A 22551-nucleotide genomic window follows, 5' to 3' on the forward strand; every position below is an offset into this window, starting at 1 on the left:
CGGCTATGACCTCGAACGACGCCCCCGTCCCCGCCGCCGGCTCAGCCGGTCGCCGACGCGCGCTCGGCCGAGGACCCGGGGCCGGTCCGACCCCCGCGGCACCCCCCGCTCCCCCGCCCGCCGGGGAACCGGCCGACGAATCCGCAGGGGATTTCGCGGAGGAGTCCGCCGAGCCGGGGAATCAGGCGGAGCCCGAGCCGTCGACCGGTCCGGCGCGGCGATCCGATCCGGCCCCGGAGCCCGGTAGCCCTTCCGGCACGGTGCCGCCGCGCGTCGCGGACGGCCCGGGGACCGGTGCGGGGCCTGAGATCTCGGTCACACCCGGAGCGGCCGCCGGTCAGGGGGCCGGGCTCTCCGAAGGCCCGGAAGACGGGACCGACGCCGGGCCCCTGCAGAAGGCCGAAGCGCGGGCCGAAGCCCCGGCCGATGGCGGTACCGGGTCCGGAGCCGAAGCCGGTTCCGGCGGCGACGCCGGTCCCGACAGTGGTCCGGAGAGCGCTGACGGCGTCTTCAAGGTGCGGCTGGCCAACTTCGAGGGCCCCTTCGATCTGCTGCTGCAGCTGATCTCGAAGCACAAGATGGACGTCACGGAAGTGGCGCTGTCACGGGTGACCGACGAGTTCATGGCCCACATCAGGGCCATGGGGCCGGACTGGGACCTCGACCAGACGACCGAGTTCCTGGTCGTCGCGGCGACCCTGCTCGACCTCAAGGCCGCGCGCCTGCTGCCCGCTGCCGAGGTCGAGGACGAGGCCGACCTGGCCCTGCTGGAGGCCCGTGACCTCCTCTTCGCGCGACTGCTGCAGTACCGCGCCTACAAGCGCATCGCGGACATCTTCAACGCGCGCCTCGACGAGGAGGGCCGCCGCTACCCCCGTACCGTCGGTCTCGAACCCCACCACGCCGAACTGCTGCCCGAGGTCGTCATCAGCATCGGGGCGGAAGGATTCGCCCGGCTCGCCGTGAAGGCGATGCAGCCCAGGCCCAAGCCACAGGTGTACGTCGACCACATCCACGCCCCGCTGGTCAGCGTGCGGGAGCAGGCGGAGATCGTGGTGGCGCTGCTGCGGGAGCGCGGGGAGGCCAGTTTCCGCGACCTCGTCGAGGACACCGCCGACACCCTCACCGTCGTGGCCCGTTTCCTGGCCCTTCTGGAGCTCTACCGGGAGAAGGCGGTCGCCCTGGACCAGGAGGAGGCGCTGGGGGACCTGGTGGTGCGCTGGACGGGCGGGGAGGGTGCCGGGGAGCCCCGGGTGACGGACGAGTTCGACCGGCCGCCCGAGGCGGCGAAGGAAGACGCCAGGAAGGAGAAGGCGTGAGCGAGCAGACCGGCGGGACCGCGACGGGCCAGGACACGGTGGCGGACCTCGACCTCCGTCCCGCGCTCGAGGCGGTCCTCATGGTCGTGGACGAACCCGCCACCGAGGAGCACCTCGCGAAGATCCTGGAGCGGCCGAGACGGCAGGTCGGGGACGCGTTGCGGGCGCTGGCCGACGAGTACACCGTCCAGGGCCGCGGCTTCGAGCTGAGGCTCATCGCGGGCGGCTGGCGCTTCTACTCCCGGCCGGCCTACGCGGCGGCCGTGGAACGCTTCGTGCTGGACGGCCAGCAGGCCCGGCTCACCCAGGCGGCGCTGGAGACCCTGGCGGTCGTCGCGTACCGCCAGCCGGTCAGCCGTTCCCGGGTCTCGGCGGTCCGCGGAGTGAACTGTGACGGGGTGATGCGCACCCTGCTGCAGCGCGGTCTGGTCGAGGAGGCGGGCACGGAACCCGAAACAGGTGCGATCCTGTACACGACGACGAACTACTTCCTGGAGCGAATGGGCCTGCGCGGTCTGGACGAGCTCCCGGAGCTCGCACCCTTCCTCCCGGAAGCGGACGCGATCGAGGCCGAGACGCAGGAAGGCGTTCCGTCGTTCGACCCGGATGCTCCTGACGCTCCGGGGACAGACGACGACGCAGACGACCAGACGGAATTTTGATGCGAAGCAGCGGCAGCGGTAGCGGTAGCGGTAGGAACAGCGGCGGGCGCGGCAACTACCGCGGAGACGGCGGGGGCGCCGGTCGGCCGAAGGCGGGCGCGGGGCGTGACGACCGTCCCAAGCGCGAGAGCAAGCCCCGTCCCGAGGAGCGCCGCTACGACGTGGGTCCCGGCGCCTCCAAGGACGGCCCGAAGTCCGGACGCGGCAACGCGGCCCGCGGTGGCGCCAAGGGCGGCCCCCGGCAGGGCCAGCAGCGCGGCGGCCGTACGGAGCCCGCGCGCTCGCGTGAGTACGAGACGCGGGCCGAGGAACGCAACCGGGACAGGTACGCGGGCAAGCCCGAGGTCAAGCTGCCCAAGACCTTCCCGGGCGCCGAGCAGGAGGGCGAGCGTCTGCAGAAGGTGCTCGCGCGCGCCGGCTACGGCTCGCGGCGGGCCTGTGAGGAGCTCGTCGAGCAGGCCCGGGTCGAGGTCAACGGCCGGATCGTCACGGAGCAGGGCCTGCGGGTCGACCCCGAGAAGGACGAGATCCGGGTCGACGGTCTGACCGTCGCCACGCAGTCGTACCAGTTCTTCTCGCTGAACAAGCCCGCCGGTGTCGTCTCCACGATGGAGGACACCGAGGGCCGGCAGTGCCTCGGGGACTACGTGACGAACCGCGAGACGCGGCTCTTCCACGTCGGGCGGCTCGACACCGAGACCGAGGGTGTCATCCTGCTCACCAACCACGGCGAACTCGCGCACCGGCTGACCCACCCGAAGTACGGCGTGAAGAAGGTCTACCTCGCGCACATCGTGGGGCCGATCCCGCGTGACCTCGGCAAGCGGCTCAAGGACGGCATCCAGCTGGAGGACGGGTACGCGAAGGCGGACCACTTCCGGGTCGTCGAGCAGACCGGCAAGAACTACCTCGTCGAGGTGACCCTGCACGAGGGCCGCAAGCACATCGTGCGCCGCATGCTCGCCGAGGCCGGCTTCCCGGTGGACAAGCTCGTGCGCGTCGCGTTCGGGCCGATCACCCTCGGCGACCAGAAGTCCGGCTGGCTGCGCCGGCTGTCGAACACCGAGGTCGGCATGCTCATGAACGAGGTCGACCTCTAGAACGCCCGTCGTACACGACGCCCTCCGCCCGTCGTTCGCGACGCCGTCGTACCGGCCGGTCCCGGGAGTACCCGGGGCCGGCCGACGCGTGTCCGCCGCCGGGGGCGGTCAGGCGGCCGTGGGGGCGGCTCCCGCCGGGGGAGGGGCCCGGGCGGCCCCGGCGTGACTTCCGGCGTCCTGGCGGGCTTCTGACGGGCTTCTGGCGTCTTCCCGGCCTCCTCGCGGACCTCCTTGAGCGGGCGCGCCGCCGTACGCCCGGCGCGGAACGCGGCGGATTTCCGGCGCCGGAGGTGTTGTCGCGGCCGACCGGCGCTCTTTATAGTCGTCATGACTATTACTGGCCGTGCCGACGGCCGTCCGCGGTGACCGCCGTTTCCGGCGGTCCCCGCCCGGCCCGGCGGTGCGCCGCACGCGGGGGAGGCGGGGACGGGTGGGTGCACACGGGGGTCCGGGCCGCTCGGCCGGCGACGGTGCGCCCGAGGGCTACGACAAGTACGCGTTCGAGCCCTTCGCCGTGACCGTGGACCTGGCCGTCCTGACGATCCGCGCGGACTCGCTGGAGGTGCTGCTCGTCGAGCGGGGGCAGGAGCCGTACGCGGGCCACTGGGCGCTGCCCGGCGGGTTCGTGCTGCCCACGGAGTCCGCGGAGACGGCCGCCCGGCGCGAACTCGCCGAGGAGACCGGCCTGTCGGACGTCTCCCGCCTGCACCTGGAGCAGTTGCGGACGTACAGCGACCCCGGCCGCGACCCGAGGATGCGAGTCGTCTCCGTCGCGTTCGCCGCGCTGCTCCCGGACCCTCCCGAGCCGCACGGCGGCGGTGACGCGGCGCAGGCCCGCTGGCAGCCGTACCGCACTCGCGGTCCGCTCGCCTTCGACCACGACCGCATCCTCGCCGACGCCCACGAACGCGTCGGCGACAAGCTCGAGTACACCTGTCTCGCCACCTCCTTCTGCCCGCCCGAGTTCACCCTCGGCGAGCTGCAGCGGGTCTACGAGACGGTGTGGGACACCGTGCTCGACCGGCCCAACTTCCGGCGCAAGGTCCTCGCCACGCCGGGCTTCGTCGAGCCGGTCCCGGGGGCCGCCCGCCTCACCGGAGGCCGCGGCAAACCCGCCGCGCTCTACCGCGCGGGCGGCGCCACCGCCCTGCACCCGCCCCTGCTGCGTCCCCCTTCGGAAGGACGGCCCTGATGACCACCACCCCGACGCTCGCGAAGCACGCCGCCACCGGGTCCCTGCTGGGACTGGCCCTCGGCGACGCGCTGGGCTTCCCGACCGAGTTCGACGACATACCGTCGATCCTCGCCAAGTGCGGCCCCTGGCGGGAGATGGCGCTGCCCACGCCCGCGATCGTCACCGACGACACCCAGATGACGCTGGCGCTGGGGCGGGGGCTGCGCACGGCCATGGACCGCGGCCTGCTCGGCCCGCTGCGGATGGAGCGGCCGGTGCGCGAGGAGTTCGTGGACTGGTACCGGTCGCCGGAGAACAACCGCGCACCCGGCCGCACCTGCCTCGTCGCCTGCAACCTCCTGAAGGACGAGCACCGTCCCTGGCAGGACGCCGCCCAGATCGGCTCCAAGGGATGCGGCGCCAACATGCGGGTGGCGCCGGTGGGGCTCGTACCGGGGCTGAGCGACGAACAGCGGTCGGGCGCCGCGCAGTTGCAGGCGGCGCTCACCCACGGCCACCCCACGGCGCTCGCCGCCTCCGACCTCACCGCGCATGCCGTCCGGCTCCTCGTGCAGGGCGCCGCGCCCGGCGACCTGGTCGGGCTGCTGCGCGCGTACGCCGAGGAGAACCGCGACCGCTACCTGGCCCGCTGGCTGGGCGACCTGTGGACGCGCGGCCAGGACCCCACACCGGAGCACTTCATCCGGCGCGGCTGGGACGAGTGCCTGGACGCGCTGGACCGGCTCCGGGACGCCCTGCGCGCCCCCTCGCCCGAGACCGACCCCTGCCTGGCCACCGGCGCGGGCTGGATCGCCGAGGAGGCGCTCACCACCGGCCTGCTCTGCTTCCTGCTCTTCGTCGACGAGCCGGTCACCGCACTGCGCCGGGCGGCCTGCACCTCCGGCGACTCCGACTCCATCGCGTGCCTGACGGGCGCGTTCGCGGGCGCCCACCACGGCTCGGACATCTGGCCCACCGAATGGGCCGACCGCATCGAATACCAGAGCGACCTCATGTCGCTCGGGGCGCTCTGGGATGCTTGACGGATGATCGACGACGTCCTGGCCATCGACCTCTCCGGCGTGGTGGCCGAGCAGCCCGACCCGGTGCTGTTCGCCACCGTCTCGGGCGCCCATCTGTACGGCTTCCCGTCGCGCGACTCGGACGTCGACCTGCGGGGCGTCCACCTGCTTCCGGCGGCCGAACTGGTCGGGCTGGGCGAGCCGGAGGAGACCCGGTCGCGGATGTGGGACCGGGACGGGGTCGAGATGGACCTCGTCACCCACGACCTGCGGAAGTTCGTGCGGCTGATGCTGCGGCGCAACGGCTATGTCCTGGAGCAGCTGCTCTCGCCCCTGGTCGTCCACACCGGCGAGGCCCACCGCGAGCTGGTCTCGCTCGCCCCGGGCGTCCTCACCCGCCATCACGCCCACCACTACCGCGGGTTCGCCTCGACACAGTGGCGGCTCTTCGAGAAGAGCGGTGAACTCAAGCCGCTCCTCTACACGTTCCGGGTGCTGCTCACCGGCATCCACCTGATGCGCGGCGGCGAGGTGCAGGCGGACCTGCGCGCGCTCGTCGACGAGCCCGGGGCGCCCTCGTACCTGCCGGACCTGATGGCGGCGAAGGCCGAGCGCGAGCACGGACCGGCGGACGTGGACCGGGAACGCGTCGCCGACGACGTGGAGCGCCTGCACGGGCTGCTGGACGAGGCGCAGCGGCTGTCAGGGCTGCCGGACGCCCCGTCCGTACGGGCCGCCCTGGACGCGTTCGTGGTCCGGGTGCGGCTGGAGGGTGCCAGGGTCGGCGCGGTGCGCTGAGGCGCGGCGCACGGCGGTCAGGAAGTCCTCGACACGGGCGTGGTCGGGCCCGGCCGGCAGGGGACTGCGCGCGAGGGACTCGTCCGCCTCCGTGGCCAGGCCGTTCATCCACGCCTCCACCCGGGGCCACGGGACCTCGCCGCGCTTCACGGCGAGCAGCGGTTCGCGCTGCTCGCCGACGTCGAGGGTCAGGGTGCCGGTGCGCAGCAGGTCCCGGGAGGTCATGAGAAGGCGGAGCAGGTGCATCGCGTGCTTCCAGCGCGGTGCGCCGTCCCGGCGGACGTCGGCCTCCAGCTTCTGGCGCTGGCCCTGCGCGTAGCGGGCGAACGTCTCGTGGGCCCGGCGGGAGAGGAAGGCCCCGCGCAGCTCCAGCAGCGCGCGGCCCGTGGCGTCGGCGTACTCGACGAGCGGGGAGTGGAGGCACTCCAGGATGTTCGGATTGGCGCGCAGCGCGAGGACGCAGAACCGTTCGAGCTCCCAGCTGAACTGCTCGTCGGCCGGGCCCTCGACATGGGTCGGCGGCTTCTCGAAGCGCCAGAACAGCGGGGTCGGGGCGAGGAACACGCCCCGGCGGTCGGTGTCGCTGTCCTCGGTGGCCAGGCCGAAGGCGCGCGACCCCATCACACAGGAGTAGATCGTGTGGTCGCGCACCAGGTCCTCGGATCGCATGCCCGGGAGCCTACGGGGTGGTTCACGCCAGGCGAATCGAGTTCTTCTCCACGGTGATCCGCTCGGCGGGCAGGGGAGCCGTGGCGGGGCCCTTCACCACCGAGGCGTCGGTGATGCGGTACTTGCTGCCGTGGCAGGGGCAGTCGATCGTGCCGTCGGCGACGGTGCTCACGGTGCAGCCCTGATGGGTGCAGATCGCCGAGAAGGCCTTGAACTCGCCCTTCGTGGGCTGGGTGACCACGATCTTGCGGTCCTTGAAGATCTTGCCGCCGCCGACCGGGATGTCGCTCGTGCGGGCGAGTTCGGTCCCGGCGGCGCCGGACTCGGCCGGTGACGCGGACACCTCCGAACTGCCGTCGCCGTCGCCGTACTTACTGCACCCCACGAGCAGGGCGGCGGCCGCACCCGTGCCGAGGACGGTGCGCCGCGCCGGGGGGTTGGTCATGTCGTCACTCCGAACGTGCGGAAGAACCAGAGAGCGGACGTCAGCCAGATGACGGTGAGGACCACGAAGACGAGTCCTCCGGTCACGGGCAGCAGCCAGCCGGGCAGTCGCTCCGAGCGGAGCAGGAGCATTTTGGCACTGAATGCACCGAAGAAGAAGCATCCGAGGAGCGAGTGCCACAGCACGCGCGGCTCGTACGTCTGGAAGCCCAGCGCGTAGAGGCAGTGCACCGCGACGGGCACCGCCACCAGGAACGCGACCCGCCCGGACCAGCGGTGCAGGGCCGGTGCCCAGCTCGGCCCCGGCAGCCGTCCGTACACCATGAACGCCGAGACCAGCTGGACGAGCGCGAAGGCGAACGCCGTGGTGGCCAGCCACGACTTCACCGCGCTCGTGCTGCTGAAGCCGGCGAGGTTGAAGGCGGTCCCGGTCGGGTGGTGGATCCTGCCGTACGCGCCGAGGCCGACCGCGACCGCCGCGGCCACCAGGGCCGGGACGAGACAGCGGGCCGGGTGCGGGCGGCGGTGGGCGGGCGAGGGGACGGGAAAGCCCTGCGTGGCGGCGTTCGGATCCGCGGTCATGACGGCTCCCTGGTCGGGATCGGGCCGGAGAAGGGCCGGGAGGGGGTTCCTGGGGGTTCCTGGTCGAACGGGTTCCTGGTCGTGACGGGGGGCTTGGCCGGGAGGGTTCCCGGCCGGAAGAGGTTCGTCGTCGGGAGGGGCTCGCGGTCCCGGACGGGCCGGGGACGGCGGTGAACGCACGAGGGTGCCGGAGGTGTCACGGAGTGACGGGGTGCGCGGTGAGTCTCCGTCCGTCGACCGTGACCGTGCCGGTCCGCGGGTCGATCACGGGTGCCGCGGAGGGTTCGCCGTCGCGGTCGAGGATGCCGACCTGCCTGCCGCCGGGCAGCACGATCCAGCCGCCGTCGACCCTGGCACCGCGGACCGTGGCCGTCGCGCGGTAGAGCCCGGACGGCTTGACGGCCTTGTCGGCGGTGAAGGCGTACCGCTGCCCGCCGAGGTGGACGGTGCCGCGGATCCGGCCGCCGTCCCGCAGCGTGCCGTCGAGCCGCGCGCCGTTCTTCCCGGTGAGCCGCATCGTGCCGTCGGCGCGGACGGCTCCCCTGAGCCACGACTCCTTGTCGTGGCCGTCGCAGAAGTACGCGATCGCGCGGCCGTCGCGCAGCGAGACGGCGACGGCCGAGGAGTCGTCGTCGGTGCGGCCCGCGTAGTCGGCGTTCGGCACGGGCTTCGCGGACGGTGACACGGAGGGCGACGGGCTCGGCGAGGACGGCCGGTCCGCCGGGTTCGCCGAGCCCGCCGGACCTTCCGGTGCCGCGCTCGACGGCGGCGCGGCGGCGGGGGTCCGCGGGCCGGACGACGCCGCGTTCCTCACCCCCGTCGTCGCGTTGAGCGACAGCATGAACGCGGCGAGAAGCAGTCCGGCGAGAAGGGTGAGCAAGGGACCTGGGCGCTTCATACGGGCCTCCCCCGAGGCGGTCCCCTCCATCAGAGCGGACCGGCGCCCCGGCGTCCAGAGGCGCACGGGCGCATGCTCACCCCAAGTGGCGGAACGGGGCGATCGGAGTGACATTGACGTGACCCCGGGACGGACGGCGGTCCGCGCCCGGCCGCACTCTCCGAAAGGCCTCGACCCATGGCGGACAACGATCTCGGCAGCCTGCTCGGCGGTCTCCTCGGCGCCGGACCGGGCGGCGGGCAGGGTGGCGGACCGAGCGGCGGGCAGGATGGCGCACCCGGCGGGATCGACGTCCTGGGCTCGCTGCTCCGGTCCCTGACCGACGGCCAGGGCGGCGCCGGCAACCCGTTGGGCGGGCTGATGGACCTGCTCGCGAAGTCCGGGCTCGCGGACCAGGCCCGGTCGTGGATCGGCACCGGCGAGAACAAGCCCGTCTCCGGCGAACAGGTCGCCCGGGCGCTGCCCGCCGACACCCTCCACGAGGTCGCCGCCCGCAGCGGGGTCAGCCCCGAGCAGGCCGCGGACCGGATCGCCGAGCACCTGCCGCGGGCGGTCGACCGACTGACCCCGGGCGGCGAGCTGCCGCGCTCGGGCGCCTCCCTGGCGGACCTGATCAGACAGCAGTCGCTCTGAACCGGGTCCCGGGCGCGGCGGTCCGTCTCGTCAGACGGGCGCCGCGCACCGGCGCGCCCACGGGCTGACTACGCTGGTACGACAGACGTGTACGCAGATCAGCGAGGAGCATTGCCGTGGCGGTACGAGCGGTCCGGGGCGCCGTCCAACTGGAACGGGACGAGGCCGGCCACATGGACGAGCGGGTCGGCGAGCTGCTCACCGCCGTCCTGGAGCGGAACGGACTCACCACCGACGACCTGATCAGCGTCTGGTTCACCGCGACGCCCGATCTCCACAGCGACTTCCCCGCGGCCGCGGCCCGCAAGCTGGGCATCGTCGACGTACCGCTGATCTGCGCCCAGGAACTGGACATCGAGGGCGCGATGCCCCGTGTCGTACGGATCCTCGCGCACATCGAGTCCGACCGGCCCCGGGCCGACATCGCGCACGTCTACCTGGGCGCCGCGGGCGCGCTGCGCAAGGACATCGCCCAGTGAGGACCGCGCTCGTCATCGGAACCGGTCTGATCGGCACCTCGGCGGCGCTCGCGCTCGCCCAGCGCGGTGTCGTCGTCCACCTCACCGACCACGACCCGGAGCAGGCCCGCACGGCCGCCGCGCTCGGCGCCGGAACCGAGGAGACGCCCGCGGGGCCCGTGGACCTCGCGATCGTCGCGGCCCCGCCCGCGCACGTGGCGGCCACGCTCGCCGACGCCATGCGGCGCGGGCTCGCGCGCGGCTACCTCGACGTGGCGAGCGTCAAGGGCGGCCCGCGCCGGGAACTGGAGGCCCTGGGCCTCGACCTCTCCGCGTACATCGGCTCGCACCCCATGTCGGGCCGCGAGAAGTCGGGCCCGCTGGCCGCGACGGGCGACCTCTTCGAGGGCCGCCCCTGGGTCCTGACGCCCACCCGGGACACGGACACCGAGGTCCTGAACCTCGCGCTGGAACTGGTCTCGCACTGCCGCGCGCTCCCCGTCGTCATGGACGCCGACGCCCACGACCGGGCGGTCGCGCTCGTCTCGCACATGCCGCACCTGGTGTCCAGCATGGTCGCCGCGCGTCTGCAGCACGCCGAGGAGGCCGCGGTACGGCTCTGCGGGCAGGGCATCCGTGACGTGACCCGGATCGCGGCCTCGGACCCCCGGATGTGGATCGACATCCTCTCGGCGAACCCGGGGCCGGTCGCCGACCTCCTCGCGGACGTCTCCGCCGACCTCGACGAGACGGTCCGGGCGCTGCGTGCCCTGCAGTCCTCCGACGAGGCCAAGCGCAGCGAGGGGGCCGGCGGCATCGAGGACGTGCTGCGCCGCGGCAACGCGGGCCAGGTGCGGGTCCCGGGCAAGCACGGCGCCGCTCCGCTGACGTACGAGACGGTCGCCGTCCTCATCGACGACCAGCCGGGCCAGCTGGCCCGTATCTTCGCCGACGCCGGGGCGGCCGGCGTCAACATCGAGGACGTACGCATCGAGCACGCGACGGGCCGCCAGGCCGGTCTGGTCCAGCTGATGGTCGAGCCCAAGGCGGTACCCGTGCTGAGCGCGGCGCTGCGGGACCGGGGCTGGGCGCTGCGCCAGTAGACGACCGGCGGGACCGGGGCCTTCCCGGCCGGGGCCGGGAAGGCGGTGGCGGGGGAGCGGCGACAGGGCCAGTAATACGGGCCCCGGGGAGCCAGTAACCTTGTGCGGGGCGCGTTCGCGTCCCGCACAGACCTCCACCCCGCACCAGGAAGGTGTCCCCACCGTGGAAAACGGCGCCGCCCGGACCGCCCCGGCAGTGATTGTCGCCATCGACGGCCCCTCCGGCACGGGCAAGTCGAGCACCTCCAAGGCCGTGGCCGCGCAGCTGGGCCTCAGCTACCTGGACACGGGCGCGCAGTACCGGGCGATCACCTGGTGGATGGTGAGCAACGGCATCGACGTCACGGACCCGACGGCGATCGCCGCCGTGGCGGGCAAGCCGGAGATCGTCTCGGGCACCGACCCGTCCGCGCCGGCCATCACGGTCGACGGGACCGACGTCGCGGGCCCGATCCGCACCCAGGAGGTCACCTCCAAGGTCAGCGCGGTCAGCGCGGTGCCCGAGGTGCGCGCACGGATCACCGACCTGCAGCGTTCGATCGCCGCGGACGCGGAGTACGGCATCGTCGTCGAGGGCCGGGACATCGGCACCACGGTGCTGCCCGACGCCGACCTGAAGATCTTCCTCACCGCCTCCCCGGAGGCGCGCGCCGCCCGCCGCAGCGGCGAGCTGAAGGGCGCCGACGTGCAGGCGACGCGCGAGGCCCTGCTGAAGCGGGACGCGGCCGACTCCAGCCGCAAGACCTCCCCGCTCGCCAAGGCGGACGACGCGGTCGAGGTGGACACCTCCGACCTCACCCTCCAGCAGGTCATAGAGTGCGTCGTCACCCTCGTCGAGGAGAAGCGGGCCGCCAAGTGACCGCACCCTCGGAGAGGGGCGCCGAGGTCGGGCGCCGTATCGGCGTCGGCCTGATGTACGGCCTGTGGAAGCCGCGCGTGCTCGGCGCCTGGAAGGTCCCCGCGACCGGCCCGGCGATCCTCGCCGTGAACCACTCGCACAACATCGACGGCCCGATGGTCATGGGGGTGGCACCCCGGCCCACCCACTTCCTGATCAAGAAGGAAGCGTTCATCGGCCCTCTCGACCCGTTCCTGCTCGGCATCGGGCAGGTCAAGGTCGACCGCACCACCACCGACCGCACCGCGATCACCCAGGCCCTCGGCGTCCTCTCGGCCGGCGGGGTGCTCGGCATCTTCCCGGAGGGCACCCGCGGCGAGGGGGACTTCGCCTCGCTGCGCGCCGGGCTCGCCTACTTCGCGGTCCGCAGCGGCGCCCCCATCGTCCCGGTGGCGGTCCTGGGAAGTTCCGGCAGGAGCAGCCGGCTGACCAAGGGGCTTCCCCCGCTGCGCAGCCGCGTCGACGTCGTCTTCGGAGACCCCTTCGAGGCGGGCGACGGCAGTGGGCGGCGTACGCGCAAGGCACTGGACGAGGCGACCACGCGCATCCAGAAGCAGCTGGGCGCCCACCTGGACCACGCCAGGCGTCTGACCGGACGCCCGGAGACCGCCGGGCGCCCCACCGGGCACTAGGCGACACTTGAGTAGTGGATCACCCGGTCCCCGGGCGGTCCACCGATCACCACGAATGAACGACGAGGTACGGACTTCATGAACGACCACATCCAGCCCGACGGCTCGGCCGGCCCGGCCGGGCACGAGCACGGGGCGCTTGGCGATGCCGAGTACGCGGAGTTCATGGAGCTCGCCGCGGAAGAGGGCTTCGACATCGAGGACGTCGAGGGCGCGATCGACGAGGCGGGCCACGGCCCGCTGCCCGTCCTCGCCGTCGTCGGCCGCCCGAACGTCGGCAAGTCGACCCTGGTGAACAGGATCATCGGCCGCCGCGAGGCCGTCGTCGAGGACAAGCCCGGCGTCACCCGTGACCGCGTCACCTACGAGGCCGAGTGGGCGGGCCGCCGCTTCAAGCTCGTCGACACCGGCGGCTGGGAGCAGGACGTCCTCGGCATCGACGCGTCCGTCGCCGCCCAGGCCGAGTACGCGATCGAGGCGGCCGACGCGGTCGTCTTCGTCGTGGACGCCAAGGTCGGCGCGACCGACACCGACGAGGCGGTCGTGCGGCTGCTGCGCAAGGCCGGCAAGCCGGTCGTGCTGTGCGCCAACAAGGTCGACGGGCCGAGCGGCGAGGCGGACGCCTCGTACCTCTGGTCCCTCGGGCTCGGCGAGCCGCACCCCGTCTCCGCGCTGCACGGCCGCGGCACCGGCGACATGCTGGACGCCGTCCTGGAGGCGCTTCCGGAGGCCCCGGCGCAGACCTTCGGCGCCGCGGTGGGCGGTCCGCGCCGCATCGCCCTCATCGGCCGCCCGAACGTCGGCAAGTCGTCCCTGCTGAACAAGGTGGCCAACGAGGACCGCGTGGTGGTCAACGAGATCGCGGGCACCACCCGGGACCCGGTCGACGAGCTCATCGAACTCGGCGGCGTCACCTGGAAGTTCGTGGACACGGCGGGCATCCGCAAGCGCGTCCACCTCCAGCAGGGCGCCGACTACTACGCCTCGCTGCGTACCGCGGCGGCCGTGGAGAAGGCCGAGGTCGCGGTCATCCTGATCGACGCCTCCGAGACCATCTCCGTGCAGGACCAGCGCATCGTCACGATGGCCGTCGACGCGGGCCGCGCGATCGTCCTCGCCTTCAACAAGTGGGACACCCTCGACGAGGAGCGCCGCTACTACCTGGAGCGGGAGATCGAGACCGAGCTCCTCCAGGTGGCGTGGGCGCCCCGGGTGAACGTCTCGGCGCGCACCGGCCGGCACATGGAGAAGCTCGTCCCGGCGATCGAGACGGCCCTGGACGGCTGGGAGACCCGGGTTCCGACCGGCCGTCTGAACGCCTTCCTCGGTGAGCTGGTCGCCGCCCATCCGCACCCGGTCCGCGGCGGCAAGCAGCCCCGCATCCTGTTCGGCACGCAGGCGGGGACGAAGCCCCCGCGGTTCGTGCTCTTCGCCTCCGGGTTCATCGAGCACGGCTACCGGCGCTTCATCGAGCGCCGGCTGCGCGAGGAGTTCGGTTTCGAGGGGACGCCGATCCACATCTCGGTGCGGGTGCGCGAGAAGCGCGGTGCGAACAAGAAGAAGTAGCCGCGAGAGCGGTGGCAACGGATGAGGGGCGGCTCCCACGGGAGCCGCCCCTCGCCTTTTGTCCGGCCGGGTCGCGCTCAGAGCCCCCGGCGTGGCGCGGGCGGCAGGGCGGCCGGCACGTGGTGCATGCCCGTGCCCTCCTGCTGCCGTCCGACCGGGTGCCAGACGGCGGTCGCCGTCGTGGTGTGCCCCGGCGTCACACCGCCGTGGCGCGCGGAGTACGCGCCCGCGCTGTAGGAGCTGAACGACGAGGTGTACGAGGACGATCCGTACCCGCCCGTGCCGTGCGCCAGGTTCCCGAACGCCGTGAAGGCGAGCTCCTCCTCGCCGTGCCGGTCACCGGGCAGCGCCCTGAAGCATCTGACCCACTCGGCGTAGAGAGCGTCGTAGATCGGCGTGGCCGAGGGGCCGCTCTGGGGGTCCTGCGCCGGTCGCGCGTGGGGGACCGGCTGGAGGGACTGGCGGCGGGGGGCGTCGTAGGTGTGCACGTAGGTGCCAACGACCCCACCGCTCATGGGATGCGGCCACCGCGTCGCTTTCGCAGGTCAGCGGGGACGCGATCCGGCGTCCGGGGGATGCCGGGCTCCCTCGGGGCGCGGTCGGCGGAGCGTCCGGTCACGGGGCGGCCGGAGCCTGCCCCGTGACCGGACCCGGGGGAACGACGTGACCGGTCCCGCGGGAATGAGGTGACCGGACCTGTGGGTACGGGCGTGGCTGCCCGTACCCGCTCGGCGGATCAGGTACCGGCGAGCGGCATGGCCGCGGCCACCAGCTTGCCGTTGGCCGCGGCCTTGTCCAGCGCGTCGCGCAGCAGGTCCTCGCGGGGCTGCCGGCCGATCGAGCCGACCGGAGCCGCGAACAGCAGTACCTGCTGGTGCTTGTTGGCGGCGGCGCGCCAGCTCTCGGCGACCTGGAGGGCCTGGTGCGCCTGCCACCAGGCGACGGGCGAGCCGCCGCCGGTCCCCGGCTGGAGCACGGCGTGCAGCTGGCCCATGGCGAGCAGGACCGACCAGCCGTGCAGCACGGGCGGCACCGAGTGCAGCTGGGTCACCGGCATGAAGCCCTGCTCGATCAGGAGCGGCAGGAAGTCGTCGCCGATGTCGGTCGAACCGGGGCGCACGATGGGGCCGGTCGGTTCGACGACGAGCGCCGGGTGCAACTCGCCGTTCAGCAGGACGAGTCCGCTGGTGACGCCCAGCACGGCCTGCTCGGGGGCGGCCTGGCCGGGCGCGCCGTCGGGGTTGATCGAGCGGACGGCGCCCTGCAGTTGCTCCTCGGTGACCTGTACGACCTGTGAGGGCAGGCAGGTGGCGTGGGCGAAGGCGAGGACGGCGGTCTCGTCGCCGATGAACAGGACGGTGCTGGTCCGCTCCTGTTCCGAGTCGCCCGGGGTGCGGCAGGACGTGCAGTCGTAACTGCCCGGGGCGTTCTCTCCGGCGAGCAGCCGGTCGGCTTCTTCGTCGCCGATCTCGGCGCGTACGTCGTCGCTGACGTCGAGCATGCGCGGCACGGGTGGCTCCTCGGGATGCGGTGCGTGGCGATGCCGGGTGGCTCCCGGCCCATGACGCCGGGGGCCCCGGCTCATGAAGATGACAACGGGCGATCTGTGGCCGGAGTCACGCCCGGAAGCGAACGGAATCGAACCATCCGACGCGCAGGGTGAGCTGGGGCGCGGAATCCGTCACTCCCAGCCAACTCGGCCGGACGTCAAGGAAGTTGAACCGGTGAGGTGGGTCACAGGGCGAGACGGTGACTGGTCGACATATCCGGAAATCGGGCAATGAAATGGGTGGCCGAAAGTCGCCGATACCTGCGGTAACCGTGAACTGGCCTCGAATGACATGGAGTTGGTTGATATCGGGGCGACCGGCTCCCTAGATTCCACCCCCGAGTGCAACGAGCACCACTCGGGCACGTCCGCCGGCCACACCGCACAGTCAGCTTCGAGCACCACCGCCGGCGGACGGGGAGGAGTGCGGCGACCGCGTCCTACGCGCGCAGAACCGCACCCCGCCTTGGGGGACCCGGGTGTTTCGAGAGGGAAATACATGTCCGCATGTGCCGACAACACCCGTAAGACCCGCACGACGACCCGTACGACGGCGGTCCTCGCCGGGGCGGCTCTGCTCGCCCCGCTCGGACTGCTCGCCGCGACCGGCGAAGCCGCCGCGGCCGACAGCGGAGTGTGGGACCGCATCGCCCAGTGCGAGAGCGGCGGGAACTGGCACATCAACACCGGCAACGGCTACTACGGAGGACTCCAGTTCTCCGCAGGCACCTGGCGCGCGTACGGCGGCACGGCCTACGCGGCGACCGCCGACAAGGCCTCCAGGAGCGCCCAGATCGCCATTGCCGCCAAGGTCCAGAACGCACAGGGCTGGGGCGCCTGGCCCACCTGTTCGGCCCGGGCCGGAGCCTACGGAAGCGCGCCCGGATCCTCGGGCGCCGGATCGGCCGGAAAGCCGGCCACCAGGAAATCGGCGCCGAAGCCGGTGTCCAAGCGGGCGCCGTCGGCCGCCGCGCCCGAGGCGGCCCCGTCGAGGAAGCGCTCGGCACCCGCGCGCGCGCCGGAGCACACGAACCGCGACCTGTCCCGCGGCGGCCACGGGAACTACACGGTCCGCAGCGGCGACACCCTCAGCGGCATCGCGGCACGGCACGCGACCGGCTGGCGGGAGATCTACGCGGCCAACCGGGCGGTCATCGGCGGTGATCCCGACCTGATCGTGCCCGGACAGCGGCTCGACATCTGAGCACGCCTCCTCGGGCCCTCGGACACGGGGCTGTCTCCCGGCCTGCCGGGGGACAGCCCCTCCGGGTTCCGGCGGACCGGGCCGGAACCCGGAGGGGCGGGTGGCCGGCCCGGCGCTCGGTGACGGCGCACACCCGGGGCCCCGCGGTCACGGGGGCCCCGGGTGACCGGTGGACACCCGAGGACCCGGCGGCCCGGGAGGTGTCCGGCGGGTCCTCCGGGGACGGCGCGGGAGCGGAGCGGCCGGTTCTCGTGGTGCCGCAGCCGTTCCGTGAGCCCCGATGTGCCGTTGGGAGGCAACCAATCGGCCGGGTCCGGGGTCTCATCACCCAAGAGGTCCACGCGAGCAAGGGACGCCCCGCATGATGACGCCGGTCCCGCGGGCCGCGCGACGGCGCGCCGAGGCGGACACCGCCGTACCCCCGTCCGCCGACTGCATCGCCGACTCAGCGGGTGGCCTCACCTTCGACGTCACCGACACCGGTGAGCCGGGCGAGGCGCACCTCGTGCTGCGCCGCCGAGGGGGCCGTGAGGAGACCAGACTGCCGCTGACCCCCGTCGGGGACGGGCGGCTCCGCGCCGCCCTGCCCAGCAGCGTCCCTCTGCCCGAAGGGCGTTGGGACGCGTACGCGCAGGTGGCGGGCGGCGAACCGCACCGGCTCGTCCCCGGAGTGAACGACCTGCGCTCGCTCGTCGCCCGGGTCCCGAGCGGCGCCCTCGGCCGGGTGGCCGTCCGCATCCCGTACGCCTCCGGGTTCCCCGCTCCACCGGGCCGGGAGAACGTCTCGCCCCGGCACGGCCGCCTCACCGTCCGCAGCTGGCTGCGCGCCCCGCACGCGGAGGCGGTCGAACTGGGCTGCGGGGAGCGGGAGCTCGGAGTGCGGGGACGGGTGTACGGGGTCGGGCTCGCGCCGGACGCGTACGCCGAGGTGTGCCACCGTGACGCGGCCGGATCGCCGGTGCGCGCCGAAGTCGCCGTGGATCAGCACGAGTTCCGTTGCACGGTGGCGTACGAGGCGCTGCGGCCCGGCGTCTGGGACCTCTGGCTGCGGCCGACGGGGGAGAGCGGGCCCCGGGTGCGCGTCGCACGGCTGCTCGACGACATCGCCGACAAGAAGACCGTCCTGCTCCACCCGAGAACCACCGTGCGCACGCCGCACGGCCTGCTGGTGGCGGGTCCCTACTACACGGGGGACAACGACGTGTCCGTGACGGTCGCCCCGGCGGACTGACCACCTCCCGCGCACCCGATCCGTTTCCGCGCGCAGGCCGTTCGTCGTGTCACGGGTCCGGCTCGCGGACAGCGGCTGTCCGCGAGGGCTGGCAGACTCGGCACCATGCTGGAGACCTCGGCACGGCTGCTGCGACTGCTCTCGCTGCTGCAGTCCCATCGCGAATGGTCGGGCGCCGGCCTGGCGGAGCGCCTCGGCGTGACACCCCGCACCGTGCGCCGCGACGTGGACCGGCTGCGCGAACTGGGCTATCCCGTGAACGCGAGCCCGGGCACCGGAGGCGGCTATCAGCTCGGCGCGGGCGCCGAACTGCCCCCGCTCCTGCTGGACGACGACGAGGCGGTGGCCGTCGCGGTCGGTCTGCGCACGGCCGCCGGACAGGGCGTCGAGGGAATCGGCGAGACGTCCGTACGGGCCCTCGCCAAGCTCGAACAGGTCCTGCCGCACCGGCTGCGCCGCAGGGTGAGCGCGCTCAACGCGTTCACCGTGCCGATGCTCCGCGGCCCGCAGACCTCCGCGGCCGACCCGGCGGTGCTCACGGAACTCGCCCACGCCTGCCGCGACTCCGAGCGAATGCGCTTCGACTACCGCGACCACGGCGGCTCCCCGTCCCGTCGCACCGTCGAACCGCACCGCCTGGTCTGCACCGAACGGCGCTGGTACCTGGTCGCCTGGGACGTCGACCGCGACGACTGGCGCACGTTCCGGGTGGACCGCATCACCCCGAGGCCCCCGCACGGACCGCGCTTCCCGCCCCGTACCCCGCCGGCGGACGACCTGGCCTCCTATGTCTCCCGGGGCGTCTCCACGGGCGCGTACGCCACCCACGCGGTGGTCCGGCTGTTCGTTCCCCCGGCGGAGGCGGCCGAGCGGATCTCGCCGTCGGCGGGGACGCTGGAGGCCGAGGGCGAGAACAGCTGTCTCCTGCGCACCGGAGCCGCGAATCTCGACGTGATGGTGATCCACGTGATGCTGATGGGCCTCGAGTTCGAGGTGCTCGAACCCGTCGAGCTGACCGAGGCGATCAGAACGGCGCACGGCAGGCTGTCCCGGGCGCTGGAGCGGGCTCCCGGGAAATCGCGCGGGACGGGGGACGGCACGGGTCCGACACCGGGAACCGGAGGCGGAACCGGGGCGCGCTGACAGGCCGGGAGGTGCGCTCGTTCTGTGGTGGAACCGTGTATTTCCCATGCGCTACCGGCTTCCGTGACACGCGTCGGAATCGGAATGCAAAGCGCGGTTCCGGCGCTGGTGCGCGCACTTTCCGCCGGGTTATTCGGAACGGGACGCGGACAGTCCCGAATTACGTTCGAAGGTGTCCGGTCCAGGTGCCGAACCCCTCGTTCGTGTGACGGAGTTCGGCCGAAACGCGTGTCGTGATCCTGTGACAGAAGTGTGACCGGAGGGGCACGGGTGACGCAGTGTCCACGGTTCGGGCTTCCCCGGCCGGGACGGGCCGCCTAACGTGGCGGCCATGGCACCCATTCCCACTCCGCCTGCGGAACCCGAGGACGACCCGGAGAGCTATGTCGGGATGGAGGGGAGCGGCGCCGAGCACCGCGCCCGTGAGCGGGGCTGGTCCTCGGTGCGCTCCCTCCCGCCCGGCGCGATCATCACCATGGAGTACCGCGTGGGGCGGCTGAACTTCGAGGTCGCCGACGGGCGGGTCACCCGCTGCTGGAAGGGCTGAGACCGGAGTTCGCGAAAGCCGCAGAAGGTGCAAAAAGGCCGAACGGGATGTGACGGGCCGACAGGGCCCGGAGGTCCGGGAGTCCGGGAGGGCCCAGGAGTCCGGGAGGGCCAGGGAGGGTCCGGGAGTCCGAGCGTGCGAAGGCCCCCGGTTCGGTTGAGCCGGGGGCCTTCGGGTGCGGGGAGGTCGTGCGTACCGGCCCCGCCGTGTTCCTGGTCTCAGCCGCCTGCGGCCGGGCGGGCCGAGGCGGTCGTGGTCGCGGAGCGTGCCGCGCGGTCCGCGTGCGGCGGCCGGCGGCTGCCGGCCGGGGTGACCGGGGTCCGCTCGGAGCGGGCCAGGTGCGGTCCGGGGGCCAGGTGGACGGGTCCCCGCGGCGAGCGGCCGGCGGCCACGGTCTCGCGCGCCGGCACCTCGTCGTCCGCGGGCCCGTGCTGCTTGACCAGGACGGGCGCGCCGACCGGGGCGCCGACGGGAACGCCGGCCGGGGCGGGCGCGGTACGGCCGCGACGGGAGCGCCAGACGTCGCGCAGCGTGAAGATCGCGGTCTCGGCGCGGGCGATCAGCGGCTCGCACCAGGGCAGGGCGAGCAGGATCAACAGGCCGGCGGCCCAGCCGAGGAGCACGTCGCTCAGCCAGTGCGTACCGAGGTAGACGGTGGTGAGGCCGACGCCGAGCGAGGTCACGGCGGACAGTGCGGACAGCCAGCGCCGCGCCCCCGGGGTCGAGGCCAGATAGGCCAGAATCCCCCAGGTCACCACGGCGTTCGCGGTGTGGCCCGAAGGAAATATATCGCCGCCCAGACCCATCTCGTTCGAGCCGATGGTGATGGCGTAGTGCGGGCCGAGGCGGCCCATGCCGAGCTTGGCGGCGCCGACCGTGATGTTCAGCAGGAGCAGCGAGGCGCCCAGCGTCAGCAAGGGGCGGAGGGTGTGCTGCCGCCACGAGCGCCAGCCGAGCCAGGCCGCCACCATCACGGCGGTGGGCCCGCGTTGGCCGAGCACCACGTAGTAGTCGAGGAACGCGTGGATCTCCGGCCACTGTTGGTAGGGCCGGAAGAACATGACCTGCCAGTCGAACCGGACCAGCCATGAAGTGATCGCCACGGCCCACACGATGGCCACGTAGAAGGCCAGGGTGGCTCCGAAGAGCACGACCCTGTGCCTGCTCATCTTCGGCACATCGATGTGGGCCGGCCGTTCCGGCTCACGGTCCAGCCGGGCGAAGACCCGGTCCAGACGGGTGAGGTTTCGTTCGGTACGCACCCAATCGACGCTACAGCGAGTGAGCTGCGTTCCAGGCCGAATCACTCGCTTTGTGATGACGATGTGATGTGGGATTCCTCTCAGGGCGGTGTTTATTTCCAATGATTCGCTAATCCGCGAGGGTGGCCACTCCGTAATTCCATTGATCGGCACCGGTGTTGCTTATATGGCGCTCATTAATGCGTTCACCGAATGCTTGACTGGAATTCTCCGGCTGCTCACCGGCCGTGCGGGGGCCGGTCAGGGCGGCCCGGAGCCGTTCAGCCAGAAGGCCCCGTAGATCGCCGAACCCACGGCCACAGCCCCGAGGATCGCCGCTGACCTGCGCGTACGCAGCCGGGCCAGGGCCTGTGCGAGGGGCAGGAGAAGGGGGAAGGCGGGCAGCAGCAGACGCGGTTTCGAGCCGAAGTAGCCCGAGGCGCACAGGGCGAGAGCGGTGACGATCCCCGAGTACACCAGCAGCGGGAGCGGCTGCCCCTGCCGTACACAGCTGACGTACAGCCAGATCACCAGGACGACACCGACGATCAGCCCGACGCCGGCGAGCGCCGACGGAAACGACGTGAACTTGTCGCCCACGAAGCGGGCGAACGCGTATCCGCCGTCGAATCCGTTGCCCCACTGCGCCTGGACGTCGAGATAGCCGAGCGGCCCCCGGTGGGTGCGGTGGCCGACCCACAGGACGTATCCGGCGGCTCCGAGCGGCGCGACAAGCATGCCGAGGGCGCGCCGCCACCGGGAGGCGCCCTGCGCGGCAGGCGCGCTCCGCTCCCGCACGAACGAGGTGACCGCCGCCACCCAGAGCGCCGCGACCACCGCCGCCCCCACCGGCCGGGTCAGCCCGGCGAGCGCGGCGAGCAGACCCGCCGTCACCCAGCGGCCGGTCAGCACCGAGTGGAGCGACCAGGCGGCCAGCGCCGTGAACAAGGACTCGCTGTACGCCATCGACTGCACGATGCCGACCGGCAGCACCGCCCAGACGAGCGCGGCGCACACCCCGGCCCGCCGCCCGTACAGATGGTCCGCGACCGCGAACACGCCCCAGGCCGCGGCCAGGGAGGCGAGCGTGCTCACCAGCAGGCCCGCGTCCGCGTAGGACAGCGGGGACAGCGCCGCGACGAGCCGCTCCAGCCAGGGCAGCAGCGGGAAGAACGCGAGGTTGGAGTGCACGTCGCCGCCGGGCAGCCGGACCTGCCAGCCGTAGCCGAACGCGGCGACCCTGGTGTACCAGAGCGAGTCCCACCGTGCCGTCAGCAGGGTGTGGGCGCTCTTGCCGTTCGCGGCGCTCCACGGGACGAGGGCGATCAGACCCAGGGCGCGGACGCCCGCGTACCCGAGGAGGGCCGGTGCGGCATGGCGCAGCGCGCCCGCGCGGGACGGTGCCGCGGCGGGCGTCTCAAGATCGGTCACAGGCCCGATTATCGACGGCGGGCGGAACCGGCCGGTCTCCCGGGGCACGCGCCGACGGGCCGGGCGTGGCGTACGCCACACACCCGGCCGGGAGAACGTGAGAGGTCCGCCACGTGTAGCCCAGGGGAACTCGCGTACGCTGGCCGCTCACTCGCCTTGGCCGCGTGATCCCGGGAATGCCGTTCCGCCCGCCGCAGCCGCAGGGAGTCCCCACCCAGCGGACCGCCGAGCGCGAGGGAACATCTGG

Annotated in this window: 24 protein-coding genes; 16 read left to right on the forward strand and 8 right to left on the reverse strand. The window is 73.0% G+C overall.

Annotated elements, in window-relative coordinates:
- The first annotated feature begins 5 nt into the window (after window positions 1–5).
- The 6 genes from OG776_RS31660 to OG776_RS31685 all read left to right on the forward strand — a co-directional run bounded on the left by OG776_RS31660 (window position 6) and on the right by OG776_RS31685 (window position 6075).
- Window positions 6–1319 carry a segregation and condensation protein A gene (locus OG776_RS31660; protein WP_329322918.1) on the forward strand — a complete coding sequence of 438 codons (1314 nt, stop codon included), beginning with the start codon at window positions 6–8 and terminating at the stop codon, window positions 1317–1319.
- Entirely contained in the window at window positions 1316–1981 is a 666-nt protein-coding gene (scpB, locus tag OG776_RS31665) for an SMC-Scp complex subunit ScpB (protein ID WP_148007579.1), read from the forward strand. The genes OG776_RS31660 and scpB overlap by 4 nt, the downstream gene beginning before the upstream one ends.
- Window positions 1981–3081 (forward strand): pseudouridine synthase, encoded by a 1101-nt coding sequence (locus OG776_RS31670; RefSeq protein WP_148007580.1) that lies wholly within the window; start codon window positions 1981–1983, stop codon window positions 3079–3081. The genes scpB and OG776_RS31670 overlap by 1 nt, the downstream gene beginning before the upstream one ends.
- 430 nt (window positions 3082–3511) lie before the next feature.
- Window positions 3512–4273 carry an NUDIX hydrolase gene (locus OG776_RS31675; RefSeq protein WP_329322919.1) on the forward strand — a complete coding sequence of 254 codons (762 nt, stop codon included), beginning with the start codon at window positions 3512–3514 and terminating at the stop codon, window positions 4271–4273.
- Window positions 4273–5298, forward strand: coding sequence for an ADP-ribosylglycohydrolase family protein (locus OG776_RS31680; protein WP_148007581.1), 1026 nt, complete (start codon window positions 4273–4275; stop codon window positions 5296–5298). Before OG776_RS31675 ends, OG776_RS31680 begins: the two co-directional genes overlap by 1 nt.
- A 3-nt stretch (window positions 5299–5301) precedes the next feature.
- Window positions 5302–6075: a nucleotidyltransferase domain-containing protein gene (locus OG776_RS31685; protein ID WP_410093133.1), complete on the forward strand. Its 774-nt coding sequence runs from the start codon at window positions 5302–5304 to the stop codon at window positions 6073–6075.
- Here the strand turns inward: OG776_RS31685 and OG776_RS31690 are convergent.
- The 4 genes from OG776_RS31690 to OG776_RS31705 form a co-directional block, all read right to left on the reverse strand.
- Window positions 5980–6744, reverse strand: coding sequence for a nucleotidyltransferase domain-containing protein (locus OG776_RS31690; RefSeq protein WP_329322920.1), 765 nt, complete (start codon window positions 6742–6744; stop codon window positions 5980–5982). The genes OG776_RS31685 and OG776_RS31690 overlap by 96 nt on opposite strands.
- 22 nt (window positions 6745–6766) lie before the next feature.
- The gene (locus OG776_RS31695) at window positions 6767–7189 is read right to left on the reverse strand and encodes a Rieske (2Fe-2S) protein (protein WP_329322921.1); all 423 of its coding nucleotides are present in this window, start codon (window positions 7187–7189) and stop codon (window positions 6767–6769) included.
- A complete protein-coding gene (locus tag OG776_RS31700) occupies window positions 7186–7770 on the reverse strand; it encodes a DUF6529 family protein (protein WP_329322922.1) in 585 nt (194 codons plus the stop codon). The genes OG776_RS31695 and OG776_RS31700 overlap by 4 nt, the downstream gene beginning before the upstream one ends.
- Window positions 7771–7966: 196 nt before the next feature.
- The gene (locus OG776_RS31705) at window positions 7967–8668 is read right to left on the reverse strand and encodes a hypothetical protein (RefSeq protein WP_148007584.1); all 702 of its coding nucleotides are present in this window, start codon (window positions 8666–8668) and stop codon (window positions 7967–7969) included.
- Between the two features lie 177 nt (window positions 8669–8845).
- Between OG776_RS31705 and OG776_RS31710 the strand changes: the two genes are divergently transcribed.
- From OG776_RS31710 to der, 6 genes are all read left to right on the forward strand, one after another.
- Complete coding sequence (locus OG776_RS31710) at window positions 8846–9301, forward strand: YidB family protein (RefSeq protein WP_148007585.1); 456 nt, start codon at window positions 8846–8848, stop codon at window positions 9299–9301.
- A gap of 116 nt (window positions 9302–9417) precedes the next feature.
- Entirely contained in the window at window positions 9418–9780 is a 363-nt protein-coding gene (gene aroH / locus OG776_RS31715; protein ID WP_148007586.1) for a chorismate mutase, read from the forward strand.
- Entirely contained in the window at window positions 9777–10862 is a 1086-nt protein-coding gene (locus tag OG776_RS31720; protein ID WP_329322923.1) for a prephenate dehydrogenase, read from the forward strand. Before aroH ends, OG776_RS31720 begins: the two co-directional genes overlap by 4 nt.
- Before the next feature lie 163 nt (window positions 10863–11025).
- The gene (gene cmk / locus OG776_RS31725) at window positions 11026–11721 is read left to right on the forward strand and encodes a (d)CMP kinase (protein ID WP_148007588.1); all 696 of its coding nucleotides are present in this window, start codon (window positions 11026–11028) and stop codon (window positions 11719–11721) included.
- On the forward strand, window positions 11679–12392 hold the full coding sequence (locus OG776_RS31730) for a lysophospholipid acyltransferase family protein (protein ID WP_148007589.1): 714 nt from the start codon (window positions 11679–11681) through the stop codon (window positions 12390–12392). Before cmk ends, OG776_RS31730 begins: the two co-directional genes overlap by 43 nt.
- Before the next feature lie 78 nt (window positions 12393–12470).
- Window positions 12471–13958 carry a ribosome biogenesis GTPase Der gene (gene der, locus OG776_RS31735; RefSeq protein ID WP_148007590.1) on the forward strand — a complete coding sequence of 496 codons (1488 nt, stop codon included), beginning with the start codon at window positions 12471–12473 and terminating at the stop codon, window positions 13956–13958.
- Window positions 13959–14035: 77 nt separating this feature from the next.
- On the opposite strand, the gene OG776_RS31740 is transcribed toward der, so the two are convergent.
- Window positions 14036–14446 carry a hypothetical protein gene (locus OG776_RS31740; RefSeq protein ID WP_148008125.1) on the reverse strand — a complete coding sequence of 137 codons (411 nt, stop codon included), beginning with the start codon at window positions 14444–14446 and terminating at the stop codon, window positions 14036–14038.
- A 248-nt stretch (window positions 14447–14694) separates the two neighbouring features.
- The gene (locus OG776_RS31745) at window positions 14695–15468 is read right to left on the reverse strand and encodes a hypothetical protein (RefSeq protein WP_148007591.1); all 774 of its coding nucleotides are present in this window, start codon (window positions 15466–15468) and stop codon (window positions 14695–14697) included.
- A 538-nt stretch (window positions 15469–16006) separates the two neighbouring features.
- Between OG776_RS31745 and OG776_RS31750 the strand changes: the two genes are divergently transcribed.
- The 4 genes from OG776_RS31750 to OG776_RS31765 all read left to right on the forward strand — a co-directional run bounded on the left by OG776_RS31750 (window position 16007) and on the right by OG776_RS31765 (window position 19632).
- Complete coding sequence (locus tag OG776_RS31750; RefSeq protein ID WP_148007592.1) at window positions 16007–16711, forward strand: LysM peptidoglycan-binding domain-containing protein; 705 nt, start codon at window positions 16007–16009, stop codon at window positions 16709–16711.
- Between the two features lie 361 nt (window positions 16712–17072).
- On the forward strand, window positions 17073–17942 hold the full coding sequence (locus OG776_RS31755; protein ID WP_329322924.1) for a hypothetical protein: 870 nt from the start codon (window positions 17073–17075) through the stop codon (window positions 17940–17942).
- A gap of 105 nt (window positions 17943–18047) precedes the next feature.
- Window positions 18048–19085, forward strand: coding sequence for a helix-turn-helix transcriptional regulator (locus OG776_RS31760; protein ID WP_329322925.1), 1038 nt, complete (start codon window positions 18048–18050; stop codon window positions 19083–19085).
- 331 nt (window positions 19086–19416) lie between these two features.
- The gene (locus OG776_RS31765) at window positions 19417–19632 is read left to right on the forward strand and encodes an I78 family peptidase inhibitor (RefSeq protein ID WP_329322926.1); all 216 of its coding nucleotides are present in this window, start codon (window positions 19417–19419) and stop codon (window positions 19630–19632) included.
- A 218-nt stretch (window positions 19633–19850) separates the two neighbouring features.
- Here OG776_RS31765 and OG776_RS31770 read toward each other — a convergent pair whose 3' ends face one another.
- On the reverse strand, window positions 19851–20894 hold the full coding sequence (locus OG776_RS31770; protein ID WP_148007595.1) for a phosphatase PAP2 family protein: 1044 nt from the start codon (window positions 20892–20894) through the stop codon (window positions 19851–19853).
- A gap of 240 nt (window positions 20895–21134) precedes the next feature.
- Window positions 21135–22304, reverse strand: a complete 1170-nt coding sequence (locus tag OG776_RS31775) for a glycosyltransferase family 39 protein (RefSeq protein WP_148007596.1) — start codon at window positions 22302–22304, stop codon at window positions 21135–21137.
- Between the last annotated feature and the right edge of the window lie 247 nt (window positions 22305–22551).

It is taken from the genome of Streptomyces sp. NBC_01689 (assembly GCF_036250675.1).
Classification (GTDB): Bacteria; Actinomycetota; Actinomycetes; order Streptomycetales; family Streptomycetaceae; genus Streptomyces.

What these genes read in the sequence shown, in the direction of transcription:
- OG776_RS31700 (WP_329322922.1), bottom strand. Translation starts at nt 7,770, where the DNA reads ATGACCGCGGATCCGAACGCCGCCACGCAGGGCTTTCCCGTCCCCTCG.
- OG776_RS31660 (WP_329322918.1), top strand. Translation starts at nt 6, where the DNA reads ATGACCTCGAACGACGCCCCCGTCCCCGCCGCCGGCTCAGCCGGTCGC.
- OG776_RS31670 (WP_148007580.1), top strand. Translation starts at nt 1,981, where the DNA reads ATGCGAAGCAGCGGCAGCGGTAGCGGTAGCGGTAGGAACAGCGGCGGG.
- OG776_RS31760 (WP_329322925.1), top strand. Translation starts at nt 18,048, where the DNA reads ATGCTGGAGACCTCGGCACGGCTGCTGCGACTGCTCTCGCTGCTGCAG.
- OG776_RS31765 (WP_329322926.1), top strand. Translation starts at nt 19,417, where the DNA reads ATGGCACCCATTCCCACTCCGCCTGCGGAACCCGAGGACGACCCGGAG.
- der (WP_148007590.1), top strand. Translation starts at nt 12,471, where the DNA reads ATGAACGACCACATCCAGCCCGACGGCTCGGCCGGCCCGGCCGGGCAC.
- OG776_RS31750 (WP_148007592.1), top strand. Translation starts at nt 16,007, where the DNA reads ATGTCCGCATGTGCCGACAACACCCGTAAGACCCGCACGACGACCCGT.
- OG776_RS31680 (WP_148007581.1), top strand. Translation starts at nt 4,273, where the DNA reads ATGACCACCACCCCGACGCTCGCGAAGCACGCCGCCACCGGGTCCCTG.
- OG776_RS31710 (WP_148007585.1), top strand. Translation starts at nt 8,846, where the DNA reads ATGGCGGACAACGATCTCGGCAGCCTGCTCGGCGGTCTCCTCGGCGCC.
- OG776_RS31755 (WP_329322924.1), top strand. Translation starts at nt 17,073, where the DNA reads ATGATGACGCCGGTCCCGCGGGCCGCGCGACGGCGCGCCGAGGCGGAC.
- OG776_RS31690 (WP_329322920.1), bottom strand. Translation starts at nt 6,744, where the DNA reads ATGCGATCCGAGGACCTGGTGCGCGACCACACGATCTACTCCTGTGTG.
- OG776_RS31685 (WP_410093133.1), top strand. Translation starts at nt 5,302, where the DNA reads ATGATCGACGACGTCCTGGCCATCGACCTCTCCGGCGTGGTGGCCGAG.
- OG776_RS31695 (WP_329322921.1), bottom strand. Translation starts at nt 7,189, where the DNA reads ATGACCAACCCCCCGGCGCGGCGCACCGTCCTCGGCACGGGTGCGGCC.
- OG776_RS31705 (WP_148007584.1), bottom strand. Translation starts at nt 8,668, where the DNA reads ATGAAGCGCCCAGGTCCCTTGCTCACCCTTCTCGCCGGACTGCTTCTC.